The organism is Brevundimonas sp. FV1ye7S (genome assembly GCF_058680995.1).
This window is the reverse complement of the sequence record NZ_CM178726.1, coordinates 1,532,407-1,556,396: the sequence shown is the minus strand read 5'-3', so window position 1 is coordinate 1,556,396 and position 23,990 is coordinate 1,532,407. Positions and strand designations below refer to the sequence as shown.

The window sequence follows — 23,990 nt, the reverse complement described above, 5'->3', positions numbered from 1 at the left end:
TCTCGCATGTCTGTTACGCCCCCGCTCGTGTCGCCGTCCGCGATGACGGGCCGACGATACGATCTGGACTGGATTCGCGTCGGCGCCTTCATGCTGCTGATCCTCTATCACGTCGGCATGTTCTACGTGCCTTGGGACTACCATGTGAACAGCCCACGTCCGGTCGAGGCGCTTGAGCCGATCATGCTGCTGACGAACCCCTGGCGGCTGACCCTGCTGTTCCTGGTTTCGGGCTGTGCGACCCGGTTTCTGGCGGACGGGTTCGCCGCGCGCGGCCAAAGCGGATGGGCGCTGGCCGGATCGCGCATCCTGCGCCTCTTGCCGCCGCTGTTGTTCGGCATGTTCGTCATTGTGCCGCCCCAGAGCTATTACGAAATCCTCGAAGCGGCCAAGGGCCTGGGCATAGCCGACCCCGCGCATGGACCGGTGCTCAAGGACTTCTGGGTGCGGTACGTCACCTCGACCGGCCACTGGTGCGACGCCGACGGCTGCCTGACCACGCCGACGTGGAACCACCTGTGGTTCATCGCCTATCTGCTGCCCTACAGCCTGTTGCTGGCGGCGATGATCGCCTTTCCGGCCGTCCGGCGCGCCCTTCAGGCGGCGGGGGATCGGGTCTTTCGGGGATGGGGGCTGGTGGTCTGGCCGGTCCTGTATCTGATCCTGATCCGCTGGTTCCTGGCGCCCCGGTTCGAGATCACCCATGCCCTGACCGACGACTGGTACAACCACGCGCTCAGCTTCGGCGCCTTCCTGTTCGGCTATCTGATCGCCCGGTCCGAGGAGGCGCGTCAGACCCTGATGCGGCTGCGCTGGCCCGCCCTGATCATCGCCCTGTGCAGCTGGGCGGCCTGGGCGACCTATGCCTGGGTCTATCGCGGCGACGTCAATCCGTCCGAGCCGCTCAGGCAGGCGATGCGGATCGCCTATGCGCTGGATCAGGCGGGCTTCATCGCCGCCATCCTGGGCTTCGGCGCACGATGGCTGAACCGTGACGCTCCGGCTCTGCGCTATCTCTCGGCAGGGGTCTTCCCCTTCTATATCGTCCACCAGACCGTGACGGTCGTGGCGGCCTATAATCTGGCCACACTCCAACTTCCGCTGGGCGTGGAGGCCGGTCTGCTGATCCTCATCACCGCCCTGGGCTGCCTCCTCGCCTACGAGGTCGCGCGCCGGATCGGATGGCTGGGCCTGTTGCTGGGGGTGAAGCCGAAGAAGGCGGGGCGAACCGCGCGGTCGCCCGCCTGATGCGAGGGCTGGGACGGCCCAGCCCTCCTAATTCCGCAGGAAAACCGTCGCTGGATCAGCGGCTTGAAATTGATTCACGCCGCCGACCCATCACGTTCGCAGACGGGCTTATGATCCCGCCCAGGTCTTTGACATCGCGATCGGACAGCCCCGACGCACCGGCCCTGAACGTCGGAATTAGACGAAATAGACGAAATAGACTCCATTTTTTGGAGTGGACCGCGCCTATCTCAGATCGTCATGACGATCCGGCCCTCGATCTGGCCGTCGCGCATCCGCTGGAAGATGCTGTTGATGTTCTCCAGCGGTTCGACCGAGACCGTGGCCTTGACCTTCTCGTCGGCGGCGAACTGAAGCGCCTCCTGAAGGTCCAGACGGGTGCCGACGATGGAGCCGCGCACCGTGGTGCCGTTCAGAACCATGTCGAAGATCGACAGGGGGAAGTCGCCGGGCGGCAGGCCGTTCAGGGCCACGGTCGCGCCGCGCGAGGTCATGTTGACCGCCTGTTCGAAGGCCTTGGGCGAGACGGCCGTGACCAGCACGCCCTGGGCGCCGCCGTCGGTCTGGGCCTTGATGTCGGCGGCGGGGTCGTTGGACGTCTTGGCGTTGACCGTCACGGTCGCGCCCAGCCGTCGCGCCAGGTCCAGCTTGGCGTCGTCCACATCCACGGCGGCGACGTTCAGCCCCATGGCCTTGGCGTACTGGACCGCCACATGGCCCAGGCCGCCGATGCCCGAGATCACCACCCAGTCGCCCGGCTTGGTGTCGGTCATCTTCAGCCCCTTGTAGACCGTGACCCCGGCGCACAGGATCGGGGCGATATCGGTGAAGCTGACATTGGCCGGCAGATGGCCGACGTAGTTGGGGTCGGCCAGGGCGTATTCCGCAAACCCGCCATTGACCGAATAGCCGGTGTTCTGCTGGTCGTGGCACAGGGTCTCCCAGCCGCCCAGACAGTGTTTGCAGTGACCGCAGGCCGAGTAGAGCCACGGCACCCCGACCCGGTCGCCCTCCTTGACCAGAGTGACCCCCGCCCCCACAGCCGAGACATAGCCGACGCCCTCGTGGCCCGGAATGAAGGGCGGGTTCGGCTTGACCGGCCAGTCGCCCTCGGCGGCGTGCAGATCGGTGTGACAGACGCCAGAGGCCTCGATCTTGACCTGAATCTGGCCGGGACCCGGCTCGGGGACCGCCACCTCTTCGATGGTCAGCGGCTGGCCGAATGCGCGCACGACGGCGGCCTTCATGGTTCTGGACATGGAACATCCTCATCGATTTGGGGGAACGGGCGGACCAGAAGCAGGACACCGGCCCGCCCGCCTGGGAGTTAGCTCTCCGGACAGACGGATCAGAGAGCGATCGGAGAATGGCCGATCCGGAACCGGCCATCCTTGATGCAGATCAGAAGAAGCCCAGTTTGTCGGGGCTGTAGCTGACCAGCAGGTTCTTGGTCTGCTGATAGTGGTCCAGCATCATCCGGTGGTTCTCTCGCCCGATGCCGGACTTCTTGTAGCCGCCAAAGGCCGCATGCGCCGGGTACTGATGATAGCAGTTGGTCCAGACCCGACCGGCCTGGATGGTACGACCCGCGCGATAGGCGGTGTTCATGTCGCGCGACCAAACCCCGGCGCCCAGGCCGTATTCGGTGTCATTGGCGATCTCCATGGCCTCTTCGAAGGTCTTGAAGGTGGTCACGGCCAGGACGGGACCGAAGATCTCCTCCTGGAAGACCCGCATGTCGTTGGTGCCCTTGAACACGGTCGGCTTGACGTAATAGCCGCCCGACAGGTCGTCCGGCAGCAGCGACTGCTCGCCGCCCGTCAGCACCTCGGCCCCCTCGTCCTTGCCGATCTGCAGATAGCTGAGAATCTTCTTCAGCTGCTGTTCCGACGCCTGGGCGCCGACCATGGTGGCCGGGTCCAGCGGGTCGCCCTGGACGATGGCCTCGACCCGGGCGATGGCCTTGGCGATGAAGGCCTCATAGATGTCTTCGTGGATCAGGGCCCGGCTGGGGCAGGTGCAGACCTCGCCCTGGTTCAGGGCGAACATGGCGAAGCCTTCCAGCGCCTTGTCCAGGAAGGCGTCGTCGGCGTCCATCACGTCCTTGAAGAAGATGTTCGGCGACTTGCCGCCCAGCTCCAGCGTCACCGGAATGATGTTCTTGGTCGCATACTCCATGATCTTCTGACCCACGGCGGTCGAGCCGGTGAAGGCGATCTTGGCGATGCGGGGGTTGGTGGCCAGGGGCTCGCCGACCTCGGCGCCCGTGCCCGACACGATGTTCAGCACGCCGGCCGGCAGCAGATCCTGGATCAGTTCGATCAGCAGCAGGATCGAGGCCGGGGTCTGTTCCGCCGGCTTCATCACGATGCAATTGCCCGCCGCCAGGGCCGGGGCGATCTTCCAGGTCGCCATCAGAATGGGGAAGTTCCACGGGATGATCTGGCCGACTACGCCCAGCGGCTCATGGAAATGATAGGCGACCGTGTCGTGATCCAGTTCCGAGATTCCGCCTTCCTGCGCGCGAATACAGCCGGCGAAATAGCGGAAATGGTCGATGGCAAGGGGAATGTCGGCGGCCAGGGTCTCGCGCACCGGCTTGCCGTTGTCCCAGGTCTCGGCCTCGGCCACGGCCTGGAGATTGGCTTCGATCCGGTCCGCGATCTTGTTCAGGATGACGGCGCGCTGAGCGACGCTGGTCTTGCCCCAGGCGTCCTTGGCCGCATGGGCGGCGTCCAGGGCCAGTTCGACGTCGGCCGCGTCCGAGCGTGCGACTTCGCACAGGACGCGGCCGTTCACCGGGGAGGTGTTCTCGAAATAGCGGCCGTTGACCGGCGGGACCCACTGGCCGCCGATGAAATTGTCATAGCGCGTCTTGAACTTGGGGGTCGCGGCGCGCGCGAATTCGGGTTTGGTCATGAAACACTCCTAACGTTCCCTCGGGCGTCGATTGCCGACGTCGTTGGGACGGGAAGCTCTGCCTGCCCCGGCCGATCCGCCAGACGGGCCGTTCATGGTGCAGCGCAAACCTGTCGCACGCCTGCGACAGTCGGCTCAGTGAGGTTCGCGCGAAAGCCCCAGCCGGTGCAGCTTGCGGTGCAGGGTCGCACGGCTGATCCCCAGGGCCCGCGCGGCGGCCGAGACATTGCCCCCGCTGCGCGCCAGGGCGCGACGCACCGCCCCGCGCTCGGCCTCCAGCAGCTCCGTCTCGACACAGCCCGCCCCCAGGACCTCGGACGCCGCCAGTTGGGCCGCGATCCGCTCGTCGGTGATGGACAGGGCCAGGCGGGCCGCGCGGGTGGCGCCGATCACCAGGTCGTCCCGATCGACCGCCAGCAGGGCCGCCGTATTCCGCTCGACCGGATCCCCGGCCAGGACGATCCGCGCTTGGGAGAAGGCCTGACGAAAGGTCTGGGCCTCGATGGCCCGCGCCGCATCCGCCACGGCCGCCGCGATCAGGCCCAGCACGCCCGCGGTCGCATCGGCCCGGCAGGACGAGACGTCCAGCAGACCGGCGAGGCGTCCCAGATGATCGTGGATCGGATGGCTGGTGCAGCTCAGGGCCGTGTTGCGGGTATGGAAATGCTGGTCCCGATGGATGGTCAGGGGCCGGTGTTCCGCCAGGGCCGTGCCGATGCCGTTGGTGCCCTCGACCGCCTCGGACCATATGGCGCCGGGCCACAGCCCCCAGCGGCGAAAGATGTCGTCATCCGCCGCCGCGCCCCGGCGCTCCAGCGGCACCCCGTCGGCATTGGTCAGCAGGATGCAGCAGCCGGTGTCGCCGACAGCCAGGAACAGCCGATCCAGCACCCCTTGCGCCGCCCGCGTCATCGGCTCCATGGCCTGGCGCGCCTCATGCAGTTGCGCCTCGGTCAGGGTCTGGGGACGGCCGCCGTCCTCGGGATCCAGGCCGTACAGCGACATGGACCGACGCCAGGATGCGGCCAGGGCCGAACGCGCCGGCTCGGCGCCGTTGTCGAGCGCCTGTTTGATCAGGCTTCCGTGATCGTTTCCTGGCCGATCGCCCATGGTGTCTCCCAAGGCTTGTTTCGCCAGATCAGACGCTTGCCGCGCCACAAGGTCAAGGCGACCCGGCTGAACGCCGCGAAAGCTTCCCTAAGGTCCGGTTTTCATTGGCGATAGGGGATCAGTTCAGCCTTGTTTTGAACCGAAACCCGGATCACCCTGCATATCAACGGGCCGCCGAACCGGCCCGAGAAAAGGGAACGACCATGAAGACCAAGATTATGTTGGCCGCCGCCGCCCTGGCGGCTGCGCTCGCCTCTCCCGCCCTGGCCGCGGATCCGACCGGCCTGTGGCAGACCCCGACCAACGGCGGCCAGGTGCGGATCGCCCGCTGCGGCCAGGCCCTGTGTGGAACCCTGGTGACGTCGAACCATATCCGGGCGGACGCCGACGTCCGGGACGAGCATAATCGCGACACCGCCCTGCGTAGCCGCACCCTGCGGAACCTGCCGATGCTGACCGGCTTCACCGGCGGCCCGACCGAATGGCGCAACGGCTCGGTCTATAACCCGGCCGACGGCCGCACCTATCGCGGCACCATCACCATGACCAATGACAACAGCCTGAACCTGCGCGGCTGTGTCGTCGCCCCCCTGTGCAAGACCCAGACCTGGACGCGCATCCAGTAGGCCCGACCCAGACAGACGAAGGCCCGGCCGGATCGCTCCGGCCGGGCCTTTTCATGCCTGCCGTCAGGCTTGACGGATCGGCCTCGGGCGGCCTGCGCCCCTAGCGGTTCAGGGCCGCCCGCGCCGCCTCAGCGTAGCGGTGGCCCACGGCCGCGCCCTTGGGGAAGACCGCATCAATGCGCGCCAGGTCTTCCGGCGTCAGGACGATGTCCGTCGCGGCGGCGTTCTGTTCCAAAGTGGCGATGCGGCGGGTGCCGGGGATCGGAACCAGATCCTCGCCCTGGGCCAGGACCCAGGCCAGCGCCAGTTGGGCGGCGGTCACGCCCTTGTCGGCGGCGATGGCCTTCACCGCCTCGACCAGGTCCAGGTTCTTCTGGAAATTATCGCCCATGAAACGCGGATTGGTGCGGCGGAAGTCGTCCGCCTCCAGATCGTCGATGGACTTGATGTCGCCGGACAGGAAGCCCCGACCTAACGGGCTGTAGGGCACGAAGCCGATGCCCAGTTCCCGCACGACCGCGAACAGTTCGTCTTCCGGGTCCCGCGTCCACAGCGAATATTCGGTTTGCAGGGCGGTGATCGGATGGGTCGCATGGGCCTTGCGCAGGGTGTCCGGCGCGGCCTCGGACAGGCCCAGGAAGCGGACCTTGCCCTCCTTGACGAGTTCGGCCATGGCGCCGACCGTCTCCTCGATCGGCGTGTCGGGATCGACCCGGTGCAGGTAGTACAGATCGACGTGATCGACGCCGAGACGCTGAAGACTGCCCTCGATGGCGCGGCGGACATTGGCCGGACTGCCGTCGACCAGAAGCTTGGAGCGGTCGGCGTTGTAGTTGATGCCGAACTTGGTGGCGATAAAGGCCTGATCGCGCCGGTCCTTCAGCGCCTTGCCGACCAGCATCTCATTGGTATGCGGGCCGTACATCTCGGCCGTGTCGAACAGGCTGACGCCCAGGTCGAGGGCGCGGTGGATGACTGATATGGACTGGCCCTCGTCCGCGCCGCCGTAGAAGGCGCTCATGCCCATGCAGCCCAGACCTATGGCCGAAACCTCGGGACCGTTCAGGCCCAACTTGCGCGTCTTCATCTGCGCTCTCCTGTCGATGTAGGGGATCAGCGTTCAAAGACGCCGACAATCAGGAGATGGTCACTGCAGCGGCGGGCCGCAAGCCCGGCCGCGCTGCGCGATGGTACCGCCTCTCAGGCTTGAACTGAGGACCTCCGGTTCCACAAACCGGCGCTCTAACCAACTGAGCTAAGGCGGCCCGCGCGTCGCGAGGCGCGTTCTCTACCGGGACTGCGGCAGGGGATCAAGCGGCTTCATCAGATTTCGTCACCGCGCGGCATAAAAGAAAAACGCCCCGGAGATCGCTCTCCGAGGCGTCTGTTTCTTCGCCGCAGCGCCTTACCCGAGGGTGAAGGGCACCCGGACGCGGAAGGTGGCGTCCTGAGCCGCGCCATCGACGGTACGCGGGGACAGTTGTCCACGCTGAACCACGCGGACAGCAGCCCGACCGAAGCCCATACCCGCAGGCTCTTCCGACACCACGCGGCAGTTCGCCGGAGAGCCGTTAGACCGAGCGGTGCACTCGACCGTGGCCGATCCGCTGATTTCCCGTTCCAAAGCGCGAGCCGGGAAGTCGTCGGCGGTCGGACGCGGCTGACGCGACCACTGCACGTTCGTGATCGTGGACGGACGCGGCGGAGCCGGCGGAGCCGGAGGCGGCGGCGGTCCAGGAATGTTCACGGGCGGACCCGTGTACTCGACCCGGTCTTCCTTCTTCGTCGGCGTGATGTTCACCGGCGGAGGAGGAGTCACGTTCGGAACCGGAGCCGGCACCCGCACCTGAAGCTTGGGCGGAGGCGGCGTATCCGTCGGCGGAGGCGGCGGGGGCGGAGGCGGCGGAGGCGGCGGAACCGGCTCGACCAACTCGACCTCGACGGACTCGTCGACGTAGTTGAACTCCTTGAGTTTGAACTTCGACTGCTGAAGGAAGAAGATCAGCAGGGCGAACAGGAGGGTGACGATCAGAAGGCAGACGATCAGGACGGGGTAGGAAACCCCCATGAAGCCCTTCTTCTTGGGTACGTCGTAACGACTGCGATGATATGCGACGTCTGTCATTCTATCTCCGCACTCTAGCTCGTCGCCTGGTCTTCGCCGACCAGTGCAACGCTGTAGAAGCCGTTATCCTGCAAAGCGTTCATGACCTGCATGAAATCACCATAGCGGGTGTTTTGGTCGCCCCGAATGAAGATCCGCTCATCGGCCGGGTTCCGGGATCCGATCTGCTTCAGCAGATCTTCGCCCAGAGAGCCGACGCTGGTCGGGAAGTCGCCCACAAAGACGTCGCCGTCGTTCTGGATCGAAATATAGACCGGCTTGGGCGGGTTCGGAGCCGCCTTAGCGACGGCGATTGGCAACTCGACCGGCACCGACACGGAAGCGAGCGGAGCCGCGACCATGAAGATGATGAGGAGGACCAACATGATGTCAACGAAAGGCGTGACGTTGATATCGCTGTTGGCCTCGACCTTGTTGCCGCCGCCGCCCGATTTAATCTTGGCGGCCATCCGTCTTACGCCCCCTTGTCGAGCTGACGCGAGATGCCGTTCAGCAGCTCGGCGGCGAAGCCATCGGCGCGGGTGCCGTAGGCGGCGATGCGCGTGTTGAAGTAGTTATAGAAGACAACGGCCGGGATAGCGGCGAACAGGCCGATACCGGTGGCCAGCAGGGCCTCGGCGATACCCGGAGCAACGACGGCCAGGTTGGTCGTGTTGGATTCCGCGATGCCGATGAAGGAGTTCATGATGCCGTAAACGGTGCCGAACAGACCGACGAACGGACCGATCGAGCCGACCGAAGCCAGGAACTGCTGGCCGCCCGACAGGCGCAGGGCCAGACCGGATTGAACGGCGGCGACGGCGGCCTGGGCGCGGCCCAGGGCCGAGTCGAGGTGATCGCCGGTGACCGAGAGACCGGCCTGACGCGACATTTCGACTTCTTCGGTCGCCGCAGCGGCCATGTCGGCCAGCGGGTTGCCGTCGAACTCTTCTTGCGTCGAGACGGCGCGCATGTCCGCGATGGTGCGGGCGCCGCGGAAGTTTTCGAGGAAGTTGTCGGTCTTGCGGTTCAGCGCGCCAAACTCGAACAGTTTGATGAGCAGCAGGGTCCAGGACAGGATCGAGGCCAGCAGCAGGCCGATCATGACGACCTTAACGATGACGGTCGCTTCCATGAACATGGAGATCGGGGTGATGCCGGCGCCGTGTCCGCCGCCGACGGACTCGTTCATGGTTTGCGGGTTGGCCGCGTCGGCGGCCGGAGCCATCGCCGTCGGGGCTGCTGCGGGTGCAGCGGCCGGGGTCGGCTCGGCGGGGGCCTGGGCCAGGACCGGCGAGCTCGCCATCAGCACGGCGGCGCCGGCCATGGCGAGAAGGATGTTCGTCTTTTTGCTGTTCAGCATAATTCGCCAGTTCCTGCTTGGTCTGACTCGTGGAACCAAAGGTGCGGCCGTGTCAAAGAGCCGCCCCCCAACCTGAAAATGTTTCCTTCAACGCCCCGCGTCCCATCGGGATCATCCAGGCGCTGAATTCTTTGATGGAGACGCATCCGGTTTCCCGCACCGCCCCCGTATTCGAACCGCCGGAGAACACGTCTCCTAAGAATCCGTCTGACGCCTTTGTGGGAGGACGTCCTACCCCCTTTGGCGAACCCTTACCGGAGCGTCAAGGGAGAACAGCCGGATTTCACCCGCCGGGCGAAGTTCGAGCAAGTCTTGCTCCTTTCGACCGCCAGCAGGCCGGAAAGCGACACTTTTGTGATGATTTCGCCGCGATTAGCGCAAGCTTGTTCGAAAGCCATAATCCGGAGGAGTTTTTTACTCCTCTGAGAGCGTTTCTCAGATCATCCGCCCCCAAAGCAGTCGATCAGCATCGTTTCAGATGACGTCGTTCCATGGAACGAGACGCTTAGGCTTGGTCATTTCAGGGAAGGTCGGCGCGCCGACGAAAGATGGTGCCTGGAGGCGGGTTCGAACCACCGACACGCGGATTTTCAATCCGCTGCTCTACCAGCTGAGCTATCCAGGCGCCGACGCGGCGTCGCGAGAGGCGGGTCTATAGGCGAGCCGTTTCCGCCTGTCCAGCGTCGTTTCAGTCCTTTTCGCCATCATCTTCGGCGCCCTCGTCCAGGGCGGCCGGGATGGCGTAGCCGCCCGTGAACCAGCGCTGCAGATCCACTTCCGAGCAGCGGCGCGAGCAGAACGGCTTGTACTTGGGATCGGCGTCGGCCTTGCGGCAGATCGGGCAGGTGCTCATCGATCAGGTCCTTCGATACGTCCACACCCGCGCCGCACATCGGCGTCGGCCCGCACCGAGGCGCGCGGCCCCATCCGGGCGGCCAGGGGGCCAAGAAGCGCGGCCTCGTCCGGCGCACAGCGCGCGACGACGCGCGCAGACCGGGTGTCGGACAACAGTCGTCGGCGCAGCGCCCGGGCCAGGGCCAGGACTTCGGTCTGGACCGATGGCCGGCGGCCGGCCTCGAACAGGATCTCTTCTATAGGGGTCCGCCGCCAGGGCAACGACATCTGCAACAGTCCGAACCGGCTGATCGGGCCGAACACGGCCTGGGGTTCGTGTGCGAAGGCCGCGCGGGCCGCCTTGTCCCCGGCGGCCGCGTCCTCCGCGTCGCCGACCAGGTCTATGACGATCAGCCCGCCCCAGTTCCGCAGGCTGATCAGCCGCGCGGCCTGGTTCAACCCCAGGCGATTCGCCGCCGCCCGCGCCTGTTTCGGATCACGCCCCGTCCCGGCCGTATGATCAATGTCGACGGCGATCAGGGCGCGGGTGCGTTCGATGGCGAGGTCGACGCCGTGGGAGTTGAAGACATGGCGGGACGCCAGAGCCTCTTCCTCCGCCTCCGTCACCGCGTCGATGGCGGCTAGGCCCGTGGTCAAGCCCCCGCCTCCGGCGAGGTCCCGCAGCTGGGCGGCGATGCTGGGCGCGGCCTCCAGCAGGCGGGGCGCCCCCTCCCCCGGCCCAAGGCGGCGCAGGACCGCGCCCTTGCCGGCGCGCGGCTCGGCGACGACCGTCGCCTCCAGCCGTTCGCCCTGGGTCAGACGTTCATTGCGATGGAAGGGCAGAAAGGCCGGCGCGCCGGCGCCCAGATCGACGAAGACGCCGCGCAGGCCGGGATTGATCTCGGTCACCCGGCCGACGGACCGTGCGCCCAGGCGATGCTGGGGCAGATCGCCGTCACGATGGATCAGCAGATGAGTATAGCGGCCGTCACGCAGGACGGCGCCGCGGGTCTCGCCCGGCGCCTCGTCGAGGAAGACCTCGATCTCGCCGCTCATGCCCGCCAGCCGACGCCATGCAGCAACTGCACCGCCTCATAGAGGGGCAGGCCCATGACGGCGGGATGGCTGCCGACGATTCGCTGAACAAAGGCCCCGGCCGGGCCCTGGATGCCATAGCCCCCGGCCTTGCCGCGCCAGTCGCCGGTGGCGACATAGGCGGCGATCTCGTGGTCCGACAGGGGCTTGAAGCTGACGCGGGTCTCATTGACCCGCGACGACAGCTTACCGTCGCGCACGACGGCCACGCCGGTGAAGACCCGGTGATTGCGGCCGGACAGCAGCTTCAGGAACCGCGTCGCCTCAGCCTCGTCCGCCGCCTTCTCCAGGAAACGTCGTCCCACGGCGACCACCGTGTCGGCGGCGATGACCACCGCGTCGGGCCGTCGCGCCGCGACCACCTGGGCCTTGGACGTGGCCAGACGTTCGGCGAGGCGCGGCGGCGTCTCGCCCTTCAGCGGCGTCTCGTCGATGTCGGCGGGATCGATATGGTCGGGCGTGATCCCGACCTGCGCCAGCAGTTCGATGCGGCGCGGGCTGGCCGAGGCCAGCACCAGCTCAGGCCGGCTCATACGAGCCGTCCCTTACTTGAAGCGATAGGTGATGCGACCCTTGGTCAGGTCGTAGGGGGTCATTTCCACCAGAACCTTGTCGCCGGCCAGCACGCGGATGCGGTTCTTACGCATCTTGCCCGCCGTGTGGGCGATGATCTCGTGGTCGTTCTCGAGCGTCACGCGAAAGGTGGCGTTCGGCAGCAATTCGCTGACGGTGCCGGGAAACTCGAGCAGTTCTTCCTTAGCCATGCGGCCTCTCACGCCCGTTGAATATGCGTTCGACCCCACGCCGGGCGGGCGCGAGGGGCGGAATGGAGGGGCCTAATGCCCGAAAATGCAGAGATAGTCGAGGTCAGCCGCGACGGTAGAGGGCGCACAAGAGCGTAAACAGCCGTCGCGCCGTCTCGTGATCGACGATGATCTTGCCATCCAGCCGCGTCTTCAGCTGTTCGGCCCCCTCGTTGTGCAGACCGCGCCGGCCCATGTCGACCGATTCGATCTGGCTGGCCGACGAGCCGCGCAGGGCCTCGTAATAGCTGTCGCAGATCATGAGATAGTCCCTCAGCACCCCCTTCAGGGGCGTCAGGCTGATGGCGTAGGTGCGGGTGAAACCTCCGCCGTCGATGTCGAACACCAACCGGTTGTCCTGCAGCGACAGTTTCAGCCGATATCGCCCGCCCCCCTCTGCATCGTCAGGCGCGCCGACGGGTTCGAAACTGTTCTTCTCGACCAGGTCGAAGATGGCGACGCGGCGTTCGTGCTCGATCTCGGCGGTGGCGGCGGGAAGCGTGACCGTGTCCAGCTCAACCGAGACCAGCTTGTGGACGCCGCTCATGCCGCGCTCCCTTCATCGTTTTCAGGCGCGTTCAGAGGGACCGCATCCAGATGCGTCGGGGCGATCCGCGCCGGCCAGCGCTCCGAGATGTCGGTCACCACGGCGTCCAGGCATTCGACGTCGATCCTCAGATCGCCGCCGCCGGCGAACATCAGGATCACCCGCCCGCCCGGCGCCTCGGTCGGCATGAAATCCAGGGCCAGCAGTTCCAGCGAGGCGTCGGGGCTGCGCGACAGGCGCCGGCTCTTGACCGCCAGCACGTCCCCGAACTGCATGGCGCACATCACCCGCGTCCCGCCGCACTCCCAGCAGAAGCGGCTGAAGGCGATGGTCAGGGTGCGGGCGCCCTTTTCCCAGACGATGTCGACCGGCCGCAGGATGGCGTCCTGAAGTGCGGCGGAGATGATCTGCAGATCGTCGGCGTCCTCGGCCAGCAGGCGCAGCGGTTCGACCGGCGCCTTGGCTTCCGTGACGACGCCGTCGATCTCAGTGCTCATCACCTGTTCCTTTAATCCGTCGGATATCCGCCCCGCACGCGCCCAGCTTCTCCTCCAAACGCTCGAACCCGCGATCCAGATGATAAACCCGGCCGACCGTCGTCTCGCCCTCGGCGACCAGGCCGGCGATGACCAGGCACATGGAGGCCCGCAGGTCGGTGGCCATCACCTGGGCCCCGTGCAGCCCCTCGACCCCTTTGACCTGGGCCTCGCCGGCGTGAACCGAGATCTCGGCTCCCAGCCGGGCCAGTTCCGGCACATGCATGAACCGGTTCTCGAAAATGGTCTCGCGCACGGTGCTGACGCCGTCGGCCGTGGTCATGAGGGACATGAACTGGGCCTGCAGGTCGGTGGCGAAGCCGGGATAGATGGCGGTCTCGATATCGACCGCCTGCAACCGCACCTTCGGATCGCGCTTGATCAACACCCCGTCGGCTGTGGGCGACACGTCGACGCCCGCCTCGATCATCTTGTCGGTCAGGGCCCCGATCAACTCGGCCCGCGCCTTGGTCAGACGCACCTCGCCCCCCGCCATGGCGGCGGCGACGGCGTAGGAGCCCATTTCGATTCGGTCGGGAATCACCGACCAGGTCGTGCCGTTCAGCGACGAGACGCCGGTAATGGTCAGGACGTCGGTGTCGATCCCCTCGATCTTCGCCCCCATGGCGGTCAGGCAGCGGGCCAGATCGCCGATCTCGGGCTCGCGCGCGGCGCGGCGCAGCACGGTCGTGCCCTGGGCCAGCACGGCGGCCAGCAGGGCGTGTTCGGTGGCGCCGACCGAGACGAAGGGAAACTCGATCTCCGCGCCCTTCAGACCGGACGGAGCCTTGGCGGTGACATAGCCTTCATCCAGCTCGATCTCGGCGCCGAGCGCGGTCAGGGCCTGGAGGTGCAGATCCACCGGGCGCGCGCCGATGGTGCAGCCGCCGGGCAGCGACACCTTGGCCTCGCCCGTGCGGGCCAGCAGCGGCCCCAGCACGTTGAACGAGGCCCGCATCTGCCGCACCAGATCATAGGGGGCGAAGGTCGAAGTCAGGGCCTTGGCGTGGAACAGACTCTCCTGCCCGTCCGCGCCGTCACGCTCGGTCACTTCAATGCCGAACTGGCGCAGCAGTTGCCCTAGGAAGCGGGTGTCCGCCAGACGCGGCATATTGGTCAGCAGCAAGGGCTGATCCGTCAGGATCGAGGCGGCCATCAGCTTGATGGCGGAATTCTTGGCGCCGCTGACGGGAATATCCCCGAAAAGCTGGGCGCCGCCCTGAATGGCGATGCTGTCCATGACGTCCTTAAGCGCGCCCGAAGTAAACGCCTCGGGGGGAGGGTTCTCTAGCAAGCCGGCGCGCGCTTGCCAAAGGGCGGAACGGGCGCGGGCCGATGACTTTCAGTTGCTGTCTTTCGGCGGGGCGGGCGTGCGGGCCGGCGCCTTGCGACGTCGCAGGTTGGCGCGCAGGGCCGAAGCCAGGCGGATGGCCCGGTCCGCCTTGGCCCGTTCGACCTCCGACGGCGCCGAAATCTCGGGGGGCGAGGCCGCAGCGGCGGCGGGCGGCGTGTCGGCGTCAGGCGGGGGACGAGTCATGTCCGGATCATGCCGTGATCAGGAGCCGTGTCCAAACTTTCTTTCAGATCGTCAAAAAGCCGCTTCCCTCCCCGGAAGGGTTTGGCTATACGGCCGCTTCCTCAGTCGGGGCCGCCGTAGCTCAGTGGTAGAGCGCATCCTTGGTAAGGCTGAGGTCGTGGGTTCGATTCCCCCCGGCGGCACCATCTGAGACTGAAAAGGCCCGGCGCAAGCCGGGCCTTTTTGTTATGCGCGATCAGGAGAAGACCGGCATGACCGACACGCGGAAGACGGAGCCGCGCAAGCTGGGCTGGGCGCTGGCCGCCCTGCTCGTCACCGGAAACATGATCGGCTCGGGGGTCTATCTGCTGCCCGCCTCCCTGGCCTCGGTCGGCAGTTCCAGCATGGTCGGCTGGGTCGTGGCCGCAATCGGCGCCCTGCTGCTGGCCGGGGTCTTTGCGGGCCTGGGGCGAAGGCTGCCCGCCGCCGACGGCCTGTCGGGCTATGCCGAACAGGGACTGGGTCGGTTCTTCGGCTATCAGGCCTCAATCGGCTACTGGGTCGGCAACTGGCTGGGCAATGTCGCCATCGCCGTGGCCGCCACGGGTTATCTGGCGCATTTCTTCCCGGTGCTGGCGGAACGCTGGCCCAGCGCGATCTGCAATATCGCCCTGCTGTGGCTGACCACCTTCCTCTATATGGCCGGACCGCGCGCCGTGGCGCGTTTCGGCGGTCTGTCGCTGGGAATCGGCCTGATTCCCCTGGCCATAGCCGCCGTCTCCGGCGCCCTGGCCTTCGACCCCCAGATTTTCGCCGCCTCCTGGTCGCCGGACGGCGCGGGGCTGGCGGCCAGCGTGCCCGCCTCGATGGCCCTGATCTTCTGGGCCTTCCTCGGCTTCGAGAGCGCCGGGGTCGTGGCCCAGCGCCTGAAGAACCCCGAGCGCGACGTCGGCCGCGCCACCTTCGCCGGGGTCGGCCTGGCGGCGGTCATCTATATCGCGGTCAGCGCGGCGATCTTCGGGGTGATTCCTGCGGCTGAGCTGGCGAAATCCAGCAGCCCCTTTGCCGATGTCGCCGCACGGGTGATCGGCGGCGGCGCGGCGGGCTTCGTCGCCGTCTGCGCCATCGCCAAGACCCTGGGCACCCTGGGCGGCTGGATGATGCTGACCGGCGAGACCGCCCGCGCCGGGGCCCGCCAGGGCTTCCTGCCCCGCGTCTTCGGCCGGGGGGCCCTGACCCCGCCCGCCAATCCGCTGATCCACGGCGGCCTAATGACCCTGATGGTCCTGATCAGCGCCCAGCCGCGCCTGGCCGGCCAGTTCAGCCTGCTGATCGGCGCGACCACCGTGCTGTTCCTGATCGTCTACGGCCTCTGTTGCGCCGCCCTGTTCCGGTTCAGCGACCGCTGGCCCGCGCGCCTGGCCGCCCTGGGCGGACTGGGCTTCTGCGGCTGGGCGGTCGTGATGTCGGGCTGGACCTTCCTGGGCATCGCCCTGGCCTTCTTCGCCGCGACGACAGTGGGATGGGCGTTCGTTCGCAGGACGGGCGATCCGACGGAGGGGTTGGTCTAAAAGTGTAGGAACGGACGTCGAGAACTTCACCTTAGGGTAGAAAGTGGACGCTGCCTCCCTTCGACCTTGACGATAATACTCCTCTCACCATCTCAGCATTTGCCAGAAGTCGGGAGATGGAAATGTTCGGTTTATTCTTCCATCCTCGGCGCTCCGACGATGGCAGACCGGTTGCAATGCGGGTGGTGGCTGGTCAGCAAAGCACTGCTACGACCGATGCGCCGTCGCCCATCATCGTAGATTCTTTCTCCGCGCCGATGGTGGCTGGGACCTCAGCCGAGTCCCCTCAGGGCCGAGAGACGATCTCGCGGACGATTCGAGCACGGGGCCTTCCCGTCACCTCTGTTAGCCAACCCGACCCGAGCAAGTTCTGAGGATCGGGAACGGACTACGGCTCCAGGCTGCAAAGCCGACCTTGGCGACTCCGACCGAAAACGGTCCCGGTGAACAGTTGGGAAGGGTCGAACTGCGACCTCGGCGCTCAGCCTAAAACTTGACGACGCGATAGACGTCTCAATCGTATGCTTACAGCCCCCGCCGCCACGGATCGCGGTCTTCAGCGTCCTCGTCCTTGCTCCAGCTGAAGCCCAGGGACAGCGACTTGCTGGTGGAATCGGCTCCGTAACCACGGCTGGACCAGCCGCCGTAGGGAGAATAGAAGCCCGGCCCGCGCTGGCCGTATCCGCCGCCGTAGCCATAGCCCCAGGGCTGGTTGCGGCCCTCGCGATAGGCCAGGTCCAGACGGCCGTTCTCGCCGACCGGCATGGACACCGCCGCGCCATAGCTGCGATAGCCGCCCGTGCCGATGCCGGCCTCGACCATGCCGTGCATCTGGCGGTCGTCCTGAGGGCCGGGCGCGGGGGCTTCGTCGAAGCTGGCGCCGGGCGTGCGGCTGTCGATCCAGTGCTGGATCTGCTGCTCGGTGGTCAGGCCGTGGGGCGCGGCGTCCTGGGCCGTGGGGGCGGCGACGGCGGCCTCGGGCGCGGCGGCCATGGCCTGGGCCAGGGTCGGGGCGTTGGATGGCGCGGTGGTGACCACGCCGTCGGGATCGCCGCCCGGCATCGTCAGAGCCATACCCGCCAAGAGTCCTGCGATCAGCATGCGCCGCCTCCGTTCGAAATCATCCTAGCACAGCGAATGCGGCCAAGGTCAGGCGTCGCCGTCGCCGCGATGCAACGGATCCGGCAGGGGTTCGCCCTCGGCCACGAACGACAGCGCCACCGAGTTGATGCAATAGCGGTTGCCGGTCGGCGGCGGGCCGTCGGGGAAGACGTGGCCCTGGTGGCTGCCGCACCGGGTGCACTGGGTCTCGATGCGGACCATGCCGTAGCTGGTGTCGCGGATTTCATGGACATGGGCCGGATCGACCGGCTCGGTGAAGCTGGGCCAGCCGGTGCCGCTCTCGAACTTGGTGCGGCTGCGGAACAGGGGCAGGCCGCATTCACGGCAGCAGAAGACCCCCGCCCGCTTCTCGCCCAGCAGGGTGCCGCAGAAGGGCGCCTCGGTGCCGTGCGACAGCAGGACGCGCTTCTCCTCGGGGTTCAGGTCGGCTTCCAGCCGGGCGCGTTCGGCGTCGTCCGGCGGGGTCAGGTCATAGCCGGAGGGCGAGCGCAGGCGGTCGGACGGGGGGGCGAGATCGGTCATGACCTCCAAATAAGAAGGGGCGGGCCGAGGTTCCACCCCTGCCCGCCCCCGCAGTCCGTTCGATCCGGACGATTTTACTGGAACAGAGTTCCCACCCAGGCGCGGACAGCGGCCTCGTCGGTCGGATCGCCGGTGTAGGCCAGGCCCTGGGCCGGGGTGAAGGGCATGTCATTGCCGCGCTGGCGGGTCATCCAGGCCTTGTGGCCATAGCTGAGGTCAGCATAGTTGGACGGCAGGCGCAGGACGGTGGGCTCGATGAAGATCGAGTCCTCGGCCGTCACCGATCCGGCCAGGCGCACGTTCGGCAGACGGGTCAGCAGGTCCAGCGTGTCCAGGCAGCCGCTGGTGCAGCCGCCGTCCACCAGAACGATCACCGGACCGGCGACCGGATTGGCCGTGCCGGCGTCCGGAACCGACGGGCGGCCCGGCAGGGTGAAGGTCGCCTGATTGGCGGCCAGGGCCGAATCGAAGGCGGCGACGATGGCCTGGGTCTGTTCGATGACTGCGCCCGATTCCTGCACGAAGCGCGGATCGGCCTGCATGCGGTTCAGGGTGTCGACGAACCACTGACGGTTGGCCGGGGTGGCGCGATAGGTGATGGAACCGGCTTCGGGCTGGCGGCTGACGGTGAACTCGGGCGTCCAGATCCGGTTGGCCAGGCCATAGCCCCGGCCCGTGGCGTTCAGCGACGCGCCATTGGCGCCCCGCAGGTCGATGACAAAGCCCTGAGGCCCGCGGAGGGCGGCCAACTGGCCTTCGACCGCAGCATAGAAGGCGTCCCAGCCCGCTTCGTCGGCCAGACTATGGACGTGGACCCAGGGACGGCCGTTGACGGTCTCGATCGCCAGGGGATTGGCCGGGGGCATATAGACGGTCGCGCGATAGGCGGTTTCCAGCGCTCCGGCCTCGACGGGTTGGGGCTGCATCTGGAACTCACGCTCCCGACGGCCGACCTTGAAGGTGCAGAGCGACGGCACGCCGCTGGTCAGCGGATTGTTGCGGTTCCACAGCAGATAGGGGGCCGTGCGAACGCGGCCGGCCTCGGTCGTCAGATCGCCTTCCCAGCGGTCCAGGCGTTCGTCAGCCAATTGCGCCGCAGTCTTGTCGCCGCACTTCACCAGAGCCGAGCCGACCGGCGGAAGACCGCGTGCGCCGGGCTTCACATAGGAGACCACATATTCGCCGTTGCGCCAGGCCGTCGTCAGACCCGGCCAACCGATGGCGAAATAGGGACCCAGACCTTCGTAGGTGGGGCGGGTCGCGATGTTCGAATCTCGGAAACCGTTGGCGTAATAGCGCAGCAGATAGGCGTGGCTGTCGCCGCTGTTGACGCGGCCCGCCTTGCTCTGGGCGTCGGCCAGGCCGGTGTCGATCCAGGCCCGGAAGGCCTCGCCCGGCGCGCCGGGCACGACGGCGGCGGGGTGGTTGGCGGCCAGGACGTCATGGACCGTCTGCAGGTCCTGCTGCGCAAGGGCGCGGAAATCCTGGGCGGAGGCGGCGCCGGCGGCCAGTGTCAGGGACACGACGGCGGCCGAGGCGGCGGCGATCAGGCGGTTCATGGAGGCTCCTGGGCTTGGACGATAAGCTTGGCGCCGCCGTTAAACCTTATGCCTCCCACGCTTGCCAACCCCCGCCGCCGTCCTTTCGCCCAAATGTCATACCGATTGCGGCGAAGCGGCGCGGGTCAGAGCGGCGAAGCCGTTTCGACGGTCGCGCCGAACAGGCGGTGAAAACTGGTCTTCAGCGCCGCGTCCGCCTCGTCCATGGTGGCCAGAACGCCCAGATCGACCAGGCTGGTGACCCCGTGCTCCTGAATGCCGCAGGGCACGATGCCGCCGAAATGATCCAGATCCGGCTCCACGTTCAGGCTGACGCCGTGGAAGCTGACCCATTTGCGCACCTTGACGCCGATGGCGGCGATCTTGTCCTCACGGCTCCAGCCCGCGCCCTTGCGCTCGACCCAGACCCCGACCCGACCTTCGCGCACGTCGGCCGTCACGCCGAACTGGGCCAGGCCGCCGATGAGCCATTGCTCCAGCCCCCTGACGAAGGCGCGCACGTCCCGCCCGCGCCGGTTCAGGTCCAGCATGACATAGGCCACCCGCTGGCCCGGCCCATGATAGGTGAACTGCCCGCCCCGCCCCGTCCGGTGAACCGGGAAGCGGCCGGCGTCGAGCAGGTCCTCGTCCCGCGCCGACACCCCGGCGGTATAGAGGGGCGGATGTTCCAGCAGCCAGACCATCTCCCCCGCCTCCCCCGCCGCAATGGCGGCGACACGCGCCTCCATGAAGGCTTCGGCGGCGGCGTAATCGACAGGGCGGGTCGCCACCGCCCATTCGACGGGGCGGTCGTCGTCGCGACGCAGCTTCTGAAGTTCAGGACTTAACGGCTCGGCAAGCATAAGGCTTCAATGTGCAGCTTGAGGCGTTTCCGCAAGGGACGACCTCATAGTGAACGAGAGCGCCCGTGTCCCAGATCAACGCCGTCGACGTCGAAATCTCAGTGGTGCTGGGCCGTATGGTGCTGCCGATGTCGCAATTGCTGCGCATGGGTCGGGGCGCCGTGATTCCGCTGGACGCCTCCGAAGGCGACGAGGTCTGGATCCTGGCGAACAATCACCCGGTCGCGCGCGGCGAGATCGAGATTCGCGACGATCGGATCGCCATCACCGTGACCCGATCAGCCGACCTCTACGACTTCATGGCCGGTTCCGCCTGACGTATCCACAAGCTGAAACGCACAAAGCGCGACAGGGCTGAAAAGAGAGCCTTTCCTTTTCCGGCGGCTTCGTCTATTCGCCGCCGCTCCGATGCGAGCGGTCGTGGCGGAATTGGTAGACGCGCAGCGTTGAGGTCGCTGTGGGGCAACCCGTGGAAGTTCGAGTCTTCTCGACCGCACCATCTGGCTAAACAGGGCGATTCATCGGCTAACTACGGCTGGACATACCAAGGGAGGCGACCACGTGAACACCACGGACTCCGCCTTCGCTCCAGCCGAAGCGCCTGATATCGAAGACCACGCCGCCCTGGACGAGGACTATGTCCTCACCCCTCAATTCGTCGAAAAAGTCGTGGACGCCGCCGACGACGGCGACGGCATGCGGCTGCGGTCCCTGCTGGAGGATCTGCACCCCGCCGACGTCGCCGACCTGATGGGCTTCCTGACCTCGGAACACCGCGCCGTCGTGGTGCTGTGGCTGCCGCCGGAGCTGCTGGCCGAGACCCTGCCCGAACTGGATGACGGGATTCGGGAAGAGGTGCTGGAGCGGGTGCCGCACGGCACCCTGGCCGAGGCCCTGCAGGAACTGGATTCCGACGACGCCGCCGCCGTGGTCGAGGACCTTGAGGACGACCAGCGCGAACGCGTTCTGGCGGCCATGCCGGACGTCGACCGCGCCGCGATCGAGAGCAGCCTGGGCTATGATGAGGAGTCCGCCGGCCGCCTGATGCAGCGCGAGGTGATGGCCGCACCCCAGTTCTGGAGCGTGGGCGACACCATCGACCACATCCGCAAACAGGGCGACGATCTGCCGGAGCTGTTCTTCGACATCTATGTGGTCGATCCGCTCAACCGCCCCGTCGGCGGCGTGCCGATCAGCGGCCTGTTGCGCGCCCCGCGCAGCGCGGCCCTGGCCGACCTGATGGAGCCGATCAACGAGATCGCCGTCGATCAGGACCAGGAAGAGGTCGCCTATATCTTCGAGAAATACCACCTGATCTCTGCCCCGGTCGTGGACGCGGCCGGGCGGCTGGTGGGCCAGATCACCGTCGATGACATCGTCAACATCATTCAGGAAGAGAACCGCGAGGACATCCTGCGTCTGGCCGGTGTCGCCGACGAGGATCGCGGCTCGTCGGTGTCCGAGATCGTGCGCGGCCGCGTGCCCTGGCTGGCCATCAATCTGGCGACGGCGGCCCTGGGGGCCAGCGTCATCGGCCTGTTCGAAGGCACCATCCAGCAGATCGTCGCCCTGGCCGTGCTGATGCCCATCGTCTCGGCCATCGGCGGCAACGCCGGGACCCAGGCCCTGACCGTCACCGTCCGCGCCCTGGCGACCCGCGAACTGAACTCGGCCAACGCCATGCGGACCTTCCTGCGCGAGCTGGCGGTCGGCGTCGCCAACGGGCTTGTTCTGGCCCCCCTGATCGGGGTCGCGGCGGGATTCTGGTTCCGCGACGAGGACTGGCGGATCGGTCTGGTCATCGGGGCGGCCATGATCCTGAACCTGCTGGTGGCCGCCTGTATCGGCGTGCTGACGCCGCTGACCCTGTCGAAGCTGAAGTTCGACCCCGCCGTATCGTCGGCGGTGTTCGTGACGGCCACGACCGACTTCTTCGGTTTCCTGATTTTCCTCGGTCTGGCCACCATGGTTTTGCTGTAGAAGCCTGGCCCCATGTTTGCTGAGACGTGGCCCTGGGCCGCGCCGCCGTCTCGCTTTGGGGCAACACCTGTGTCTGACACGCCGAAACCGACCAAGATTTCCCGCGAGGGGGTCATTCTGATCAAGAGCTTCGAGGGTTTCCGCCCCCGGGCCGTTCAGCGCGCCGACGGCCGCTGGATGATCGGCTATGGCCATACCCGTTCCGCCCGCGAAGGGCTGAGCGTGTCGGAGAGCGACGCCGAACTGCTGCTGCAGTACGACCTGATCCCCGTGGTCCGCGCCATCGGCTCCGTCCATGCGCCGCTGAACCAGCATCAGTTCGACGCCCTCGCCAGTTTCGCCTTCTCGGTGGGGGTGGATCGTTTCACGACGTCCGACGTCCTGGCCCGATTGAACGCGGGCGCGCCTGACGAAGCCGCCGAGGCCCTTGGCGGCTGGTCGGACGACACCGAGATCGTCACGCCGCCGCGCCGCCGCGCCGCCGAACGCGCCCTGTTCGTCGCCAATCCTGACGCGCCGGTTTCGCTGGCCGACCTTCTCGCCGCGCCCCTGCCGCCGGTGGCCGCCACCCTCGAGGAACGCACCGTCGAACCGGAGACGCCGGTTGAGGGGGGCACGTTCGAAAACACGGATGTCGCGCCCTTCCCGGCCTTGCCCTCGGCGCCCCTAACGAGAGCGGCGGCCGTCGCGGTTCTGCTGGGCGAAGACCAGGACGGTCTGCCTCCCGTCGCTGCCGACGAGACGCCTCCGGCGCTTGAAGTCGCGCCGGTCGAAGAGGAATCGACCCCGGACGTCCTGATCGAGACAGACGTCGCCGAAGAGGCCGAACCGGCGAAAGAACCGGAGCCGCGCCCTTCGCCGCCCGCACCTCAGATCGACAAGACGGCCGGCGTCGCCGCCTTCTACGCCCCCTACGCCGTGCGCGCCCACGGCCCGCTGCTCGGCTTTGGAGCGGGACGCGTGAACGCGAAGCCGGAGGCGACCGCCGCCGCCAATGACCTCGCTGCGCAAGACGTCGAGGTCGAGGCGACGGAAGACCGTGCGGTCGAGACTTCGTTCACCCCGACCGCGGCCCTGCCCGACCCCTCGCCAGGCGAAACAGCGGTCGCCGGCGAGGAGGTTTCAACGCCTGAGCCGGCTATAGAACCTGCGACTTCAGAAGACGCGCCTGAGACGTTTGAACAGCCGGAAATGATCGCCGAGCAGGCGGTCGAAGTCCCGGTGTTCGCCGCCGCCGCGCCGCCGCAGGATCCGATCCCGCTTGAACTGACGGCTGATCCTGTCTCGCCGCAGGAATCGTCGAACGCCCGCCAGGCATGGCCCGAGAGCCGCGAGGCGGTCGATCCTGACCAGACGCCTCTGTTCGGGGCGGAAGAGAATTCCGCGATCGATGAAGAGATCCAGGCCGACTATGCTCCGGTCGCACCCACCGTTCAGCAGGCCGGTTGGAGCGAAACCGCGACCTTTCTGGTGATGGGCGGCATTGGCATGCTGTCGTTCGGCGCCGCCATGGCCGCCTTCCGGCAATCCTCCCGTTCGAGCGACGAAACGCTCCTGATCGGCTGGGTGCTGGCCGTCATCGCCCTCGCCTGCGTCGGGGTGTCGGGCTACAATCTTTACAAACGCTGGGGCCGCGCCGACCGCGCCTAAGACTGTTTTGCGAAAGAGGATGCGCGATGCTACCCCTTTGCGC

25 protein-coding genes and 4 tRNA genes are annotated in these 23,990 nt (G+C 67.0%); 8 read left to right on the top strand and 21 right to left on the bottom strand.

Going from position 1 to position 23,990, the window contains the following annotated elements:
* Positions 1-6 precede the first annotated feature (6 nt).
* Positions 7-1,248 (top strand): acyltransferase family protein, encoded by a 1,242-nt coding sequence (locus tag ACW18C_RS07415; protein WP_492073768.1) that lies wholly within the window; start codon positions 7-9, stop codon positions 1,246-1,248.
* 230 nt (positions 1,249-1,478) lie between these two features.
* On the opposite strand, the gene adhP is transcribed toward ACW18C_RS07415, so the two are convergent.
* From adhP to ACW18C_RS07400, 3 genes are all read right to left on the bottom strand, one after another.
* A complete protein-coding gene (gene adhP, locus ACW18C_RS07410; RefSeq protein WP_492073766.1) occupies positions 1,479-2,507 on the bottom strand; it encodes an alcohol dehydrogenase AdhP in 1,029 nt (342 codons plus the stop codon).
* 142 nt (positions 2,508-2,649) lie between these two features.
* Positions 2,650-4,167, bottom strand: a complete 1,518-nt coding sequence (gene exaC, locus ACW18C_RS07405) for an acetaldehyde dehydrogenase ExaC (RefSeq protein WP_008261774.1) — start codon at positions 4,165-4,167, stop codon at positions 2,650-2,652.
* 135 nt (positions 4,168-4,302) lie between these two features.
* On the bottom strand, positions 4,303-5,277 hold the full coding sequence (locus tag ACW18C_RS07400; RefSeq protein ID WP_035310113.1) for a GAF domain-containing protein: 975 nt from the start codon (positions 5,275-5,277) through the stop codon (positions 4,303-4,305).
* Between the two features lie 203 nt (positions 5,278-5,480).
* On the opposite strand from ACW18C_RS07400, the gene ACW18C_RS07395 reads away from it, so the two are divergent.
* Positions 5,481-5,903, top strand: coding sequence for a DUF2147 domain-containing protein (locus tag ACW18C_RS07395; protein WP_008259611.1), 423 nt, complete (start codon positions 5,481-5,483; stop codon positions 5,901-5,903).
* 100 nt (positions 5,904-6,003) lie between these two features.
* Here the strand turns inward: ACW18C_RS07395 and ACW18C_RS07390 are convergent, their stop codons facing one another.
* The 14 genes from ACW18C_RS07390 to ACW18C_RS07325 form a co-directional block, all read right to left on the bottom strand.
* Positions 6,004-6,990 carry an aldo/keto reductase gene (locus ACW18C_RS07390; protein ID WP_492073764.1) on the bottom strand — a complete coding sequence of 329 codons (987 nt, stop codon included), beginning with the start codon at positions 6,988-6,990 and terminating at the stop codon, positions 6,004-6,006.
* Between the two features lie 101 nt (positions 6,991-7,091).
* Positions 7,092-7,168: transfer RNA gene (locus ACW18C_RS07385), tRNA-His, on the bottom strand.
* Positions 7,169-7,308: 140 nt separating this feature from the next.
* The gene (locus ACW18C_RS07380) at positions 7,309-8,028 is read right to left on the bottom strand and encodes an energy transducer TonB (RefSeq protein ID WP_183195616.1); all 720 of its coding nucleotides are present in this window, start codon (positions 8,026-8,028) and stop codon (positions 7,309-7,311) included.
* Positions 8,029-8,042: 14 nt separating this feature from the next.
* Complete coding sequence (locus ACW18C_RS07375; protein ID WP_008259452.1) at positions 8,043-8,477, bottom strand: biopolymer transporter ExbD; 435 nt, start codon at positions 8,475-8,477, stop codon at positions 8,043-8,045.
* A gap of 5 nt (positions 8,478-8,482) precedes the next feature.
* Positions 8,483-9,370 carry a MotA/TolQ/ExbB proton channel family protein gene (locus ACW18C_RS07370; protein ID WP_008258688.1) on the bottom strand — a complete coding sequence of 296 codons (888 nt, stop codon included), beginning with the start codon at positions 9,368-9,370 and terminating at the stop codon, positions 8,483-8,485.
* Between the two features lie 549 nt (positions 9,371-9,919).
* Positions 9,920-9,995, bottom strand: a tRNA-Phe gene (locus ACW18C_RS07365).
* A 63-nt stretch (positions 9,996-10,058) separates the two neighbouring features.
* On the bottom strand, positions 10,059-10,223 hold the full coding sequence (locus ACW18C_RS07360; RefSeq protein WP_008259215.1) for a DNA gyrase inhibitor YacG: 165 nt from the start codon (positions 10,221-10,223) through the stop codon (positions 10,059-10,061).
* The gene (locus tag ACW18C_RS07355; protein ID WP_492073762.1) at positions 10,220-11,260 is read right to left on the bottom strand and encodes a ribonuclease E/G; all 1,041 of its coding nucleotides are present in this window, start codon (positions 11,258-11,260) and stop codon (positions 10,220-10,222) included. Before ACW18C_RS07355 ends, ACW18C_RS07360 begins: the two co-directional genes overlap by 4 nt.
* On the bottom strand, positions 11,257-11,832 hold the full coding sequence (locus tag ACW18C_RS07350) for a Maf family protein (RefSeq protein ID WP_008264047.1): 576 nt from the start codon (positions 11,830-11,832) through the stop codon (positions 11,257-11,259). The genes ACW18C_RS07355 and ACW18C_RS07350 overlap by 4 nt, the downstream gene beginning before the upstream one ends.
* Positions 11,833-11,844: 12 nt before the next feature.
* Entirely contained in the window at positions 11,845-12,063 is a 219-nt protein-coding gene (gene infA, locus ACW18C_RS07345) for a translation initiation factor IF-1 (protein WP_008261544.1), read from the bottom strand.
* Positions 12,064-12,166: 103 nt separating this feature from the next.
* Complete coding sequence (locus ACW18C_RS07340; RefSeq protein WP_008260730.1) at positions 12,167-12,649, bottom strand: UPF0262 family protein; 483 nt, start codon at positions 12,647-12,649, stop codon at positions 12,167-12,169.
* Entirely contained in the window at positions 12,646-13,146 is a 501-nt protein-coding gene (locus tag ACW18C_RS07335) for a DUF2948 family protein (RefSeq protein ID WP_040349425.1), read from the bottom strand. Before ACW18C_RS07335 ends, ACW18C_RS07340 begins: the two co-directional genes overlap by 4 nt.
* On the bottom strand, positions 13,136-14,425 hold the full coding sequence (murA, locus tag ACW18C_RS07330) for a UDP-N-acetylglucosamine 1-carboxyvinyltransferase (protein ID WP_492073760.1): 1,290 nt from the start codon (positions 14,423-14,425) through the stop codon (positions 13,136-13,138). The genes ACW18C_RS07335 and murA overlap by 11 nt, the downstream gene beginning before the upstream one ends.
* Before the next feature lie 102 nt (positions 14,426-14,527).
* On the bottom strand, positions 14,528-14,722 hold the full coding sequence (locus ACW18C_RS07325) for a hypothetical protein (RefSeq protein ID WP_008264028.1): 195 nt from the start codon (positions 14,720-14,722) through the stop codon (positions 14,528-14,530).
* Between the two features lie 110 nt (positions 14,723-14,832).
* On the opposite strand from ACW18C_RS07325, the gene ACW18C_RS07320 reads away from it, so the two are divergent.
* Positions 14,833-14,907 (top strand) — tRNA-Thr (locus tag ACW18C_RS07320).
* Positions 14,908-14,973: 66 nt separating this feature from the next.
* The gene (locus tag ACW18C_RS07315; protein ID WP_492073757.1) at positions 14,974-16,272 is read left to right on the top strand and encodes an amino acid permease; all 1,299 of its coding nucleotides are present in this window, start codon (positions 14,974-14,976) and stop codon (positions 16,270-16,272) included.
* A gap of 525 nt (positions 16,273-16,797) precedes the next feature.
* Here the strand turns inward: ACW18C_RS07315 and ACW18C_RS07310 are convergent.
* From ACW18C_RS07310 to lipB, 4 genes are all read right to left on the bottom strand, one after another.
* Positions 16,798-17,346 carry a hypothetical protein gene (locus ACW18C_RS07310; protein ID WP_492073755.1) on the bottom strand — a complete coding sequence of 183 codons (549 nt, stop codon included), beginning with the start codon at positions 17,344-17,346 and terminating at the stop codon, positions 16,798-16,800.
* A 75-nt stretch (positions 17,347-17,421) separates the two neighbouring features.
* Positions 17,422-17,916 carry a peptide-methionine (R)-S-oxide reductase MsrB gene (gene msrB, locus ACW18C_RS07305; protein ID WP_492073753.1) on the bottom strand — a complete coding sequence of 165 codons (495 nt, stop codon included), beginning with the start codon at positions 17,914-17,916 and terminating at the stop codon, positions 17,422-17,424.
* 74 nt (positions 17,917-17,990) lie between these two features.
* Positions 17,991-19,475 carry a hypothetical protein gene (locus tag ACW18C_RS07300; protein ID WP_492073751.1) on the bottom strand — a complete coding sequence of 495 codons (1,485 nt, stop codon included), beginning with the start codon at positions 19,473-19,475 and terminating at the stop codon, positions 17,991-17,993.
* Between the two features lie 125 nt (positions 19,476-19,600).
* Positions 19,601-20,317, bottom strand: a complete 717-nt coding sequence (gene lipB, locus ACW18C_RS07295; RefSeq protein WP_492073749.1) for a lipoyl(octanoyl) transferase LipB — start codon at positions 20,315-20,317, stop codon at positions 19,601-19,603.
* A 116-nt stretch (positions 20,318-20,433) separates the two neighbouring features.
* Here lipB and ACW18C_RS07290 point away from each other — a divergent pair, with 116 nt between their 5' ends.
* The 4 genes from ACW18C_RS07290 (at position 20,434) to ACW18C_RS07275 (ending at position 23,947) form a co-directional block, all read left to right on the top strand.
* Positions 20,434-20,634, top strand: a complete 201-nt coding sequence (locus ACW18C_RS07290) for a FliM/FliN family flagellar motor switch protein (RefSeq protein WP_230307546.1) — start codon at positions 20,434-20,436, stop codon at positions 20,632-20,634.
* Positions 20,635-20,731: 97 nt separating this feature from the next.
* Positions 20,732-20,816 (top strand) — tRNA-Leu (locus tag ACW18C_RS07285).
* A 62-nt stretch (positions 20,817-20,878) separates the two neighbouring features.
* Positions 20,879-22,297, top strand: a complete 1,419-nt coding sequence (mgtE, locus tag ACW18C_RS07280) for a magnesium transporter (RefSeq protein ID WP_492073747.1) — start codon at positions 20,879-20,881, stop codon at positions 22,295-22,297.
* A 69-nt stretch (positions 22,298-22,366) separates the two neighbouring features.
* Complete coding sequence (locus ACW18C_RS07275; RefSeq protein WP_492073745.1) at positions 22,367-23,947, top strand: lysozyme; 1,581 nt, start codon at positions 22,367-22,369, stop codon at positions 23,945-23,947.
* Positions 23,948-23,990: the final 43 nt, after the last annotated feature.

Coding starts and splice junctions, on each gene's coding strand:
- ACW18C_RS07350 (WP_008264047.1), bottom strand. CDS start 11,832: ATGAGCCGGCCTGAGCTGGTGCTGGCCTCGGCCAGCCCGCGCCGCATC.
- exaC (WP_008261774.1), bottom strand. CDS start 4,167: ATGACCAAACCCGAATTCGCGCGCGCCGCGACCCCCAAGTTCAAGACG.
- ACW18C_RS07370 (WP_008258688.1), bottom strand. CDS start 9,370: ATGCTGAACAGCAAAAAGACGAACATCCTTCTCGCCATGGCCGGCGCC.
- ACW18C_RS07380 (WP_183195616.1), bottom strand. CDS start 8,028: ATGACAGACGTCGCATATCATCGCAGTCGTTACGACGTACCCAAGAAG.
- ACW18C_RS07390 (WP_492073764.1), bottom strand. CDS start 6,990: ATGAAGACGCGCAAGTTGGGCCTGAACGGTCCCGAGGTTTCGGCCATA.
- ACW18C_RS07375 (WP_008259452.1), bottom strand. CDS start 8,477: ATGGCCGCCAAGATTAAATCGGGCGGCGGCGGCAACAAGGTCGAGGCC.
- ACW18C_RS07415 (WP_492073768.1), top strand. CDS start 7: ATGTCTGTTACGCCCCCGCTCGTGTCGCCGTCCGCGATGACGGGCCGA.
- murA (WP_492073760.1), bottom strand. CDS start 14,425: ATGGACAGCATCGCCATTCAGGGCGGCGCCCAGCTTTTCGGGGATATT.
- ACW18C_RS07395 (WP_008259611.1), top strand. CDS start 5,481: ATGAAGACCAAGATTATGTTGGCCGCCGCCGCCCTGGCGGCTGCGCTC.
- ACW18C_RS07300 (WP_492073751.1), bottom strand. CDS start 19,475: ATGAACCGCCTGATCGCCGCCGCCTCGGCCGCCGTCGTGTCCCTGACA.
- ACW18C_RS07335 (WP_040349425.1), bottom strand. CDS start 13,146: ATGAGCACTGAGATCGACGGCGTCGTCACGGAAGCCAAGGCGCCGGTC.
- ACW18C_RS07360 (WP_008259215.1), bottom strand. CDS start 10,223: ATGAGCACCTGCCCGATCTGCCGCAAGGCCGACGCCGATCCCAAGTAC.
- ACW18C_RS07315 (WP_492073757.1), top strand. CDS start 14,974: ATGACCGACACGCGGAAGACGGAGCCGCGCAAGCTGGGCTGGGCGCTG.
- ACW18C_RS07340 (WP_008260730.1), bottom strand. CDS start 12,649: ATGAGCGGCGTCCACAAGCTGGTCTCGGTTGAGCTGGACACGGTCACG.
- ACW18C_RS07355 (WP_492073762.1), bottom strand. CDS start 11,260: ATGAGCGGCGAGATCGAGGTCTTCCTCGACGAGGCGCCGGGCGAGACC.
- infA (WP_008261544.1), bottom strand. CDS start 12,063: ATGGCTAAGGAAGAACTGCTCGAGTTTCCCGGCACCGTCAGCGAATTG.
- adhP (WP_492073766.1), bottom strand. CDS start 2,507: ATGTCCAGAACCATGAAGGCCGCCGTCGTGCGCGCATTCGGCCAGCCG.
- ACW18C_RS07325 (WP_008264028.1), bottom strand. CDS start 14,722: ATGACTCGTCCCCCGCCTGACGCCGACACGCCGCCCGCCGCCGCTGCG.
- ACW18C_RS07310 (WP_492073755.1), bottom strand. CDS start 17,346: ATGGCTCTGACGATGCCGGGCGGCGATCCCGACGGCGTGGTCACCACC.
- msrB (WP_492073753.1), bottom strand. CDS start 17,916: ATGACCGATCTCGCCCCCCCGTCCGACCGCCTGCGCTCGCCCTCCGGC.
- ACW18C_RS07290 (WP_230307546.1), top strand. CDS start 20,434: ATGGTGCTGCCGATGTCGCAATTGCTGCGCATGGGTCGGGGCGCCGTG.
- lipB (WP_492073749.1), bottom strand. CDS start 20,317: ATGCTTGCCGAGCCGTTAAGTCCTGAACTTCAGAAGCTGCGTCGCGAC.
- ACW18C_RS07400 (WP_035310113.1), bottom strand. CDS start 5,277: ATGGGCGATCGGCCAGGAAACGATCACGGAAGCCTGATCAAACAGGCG.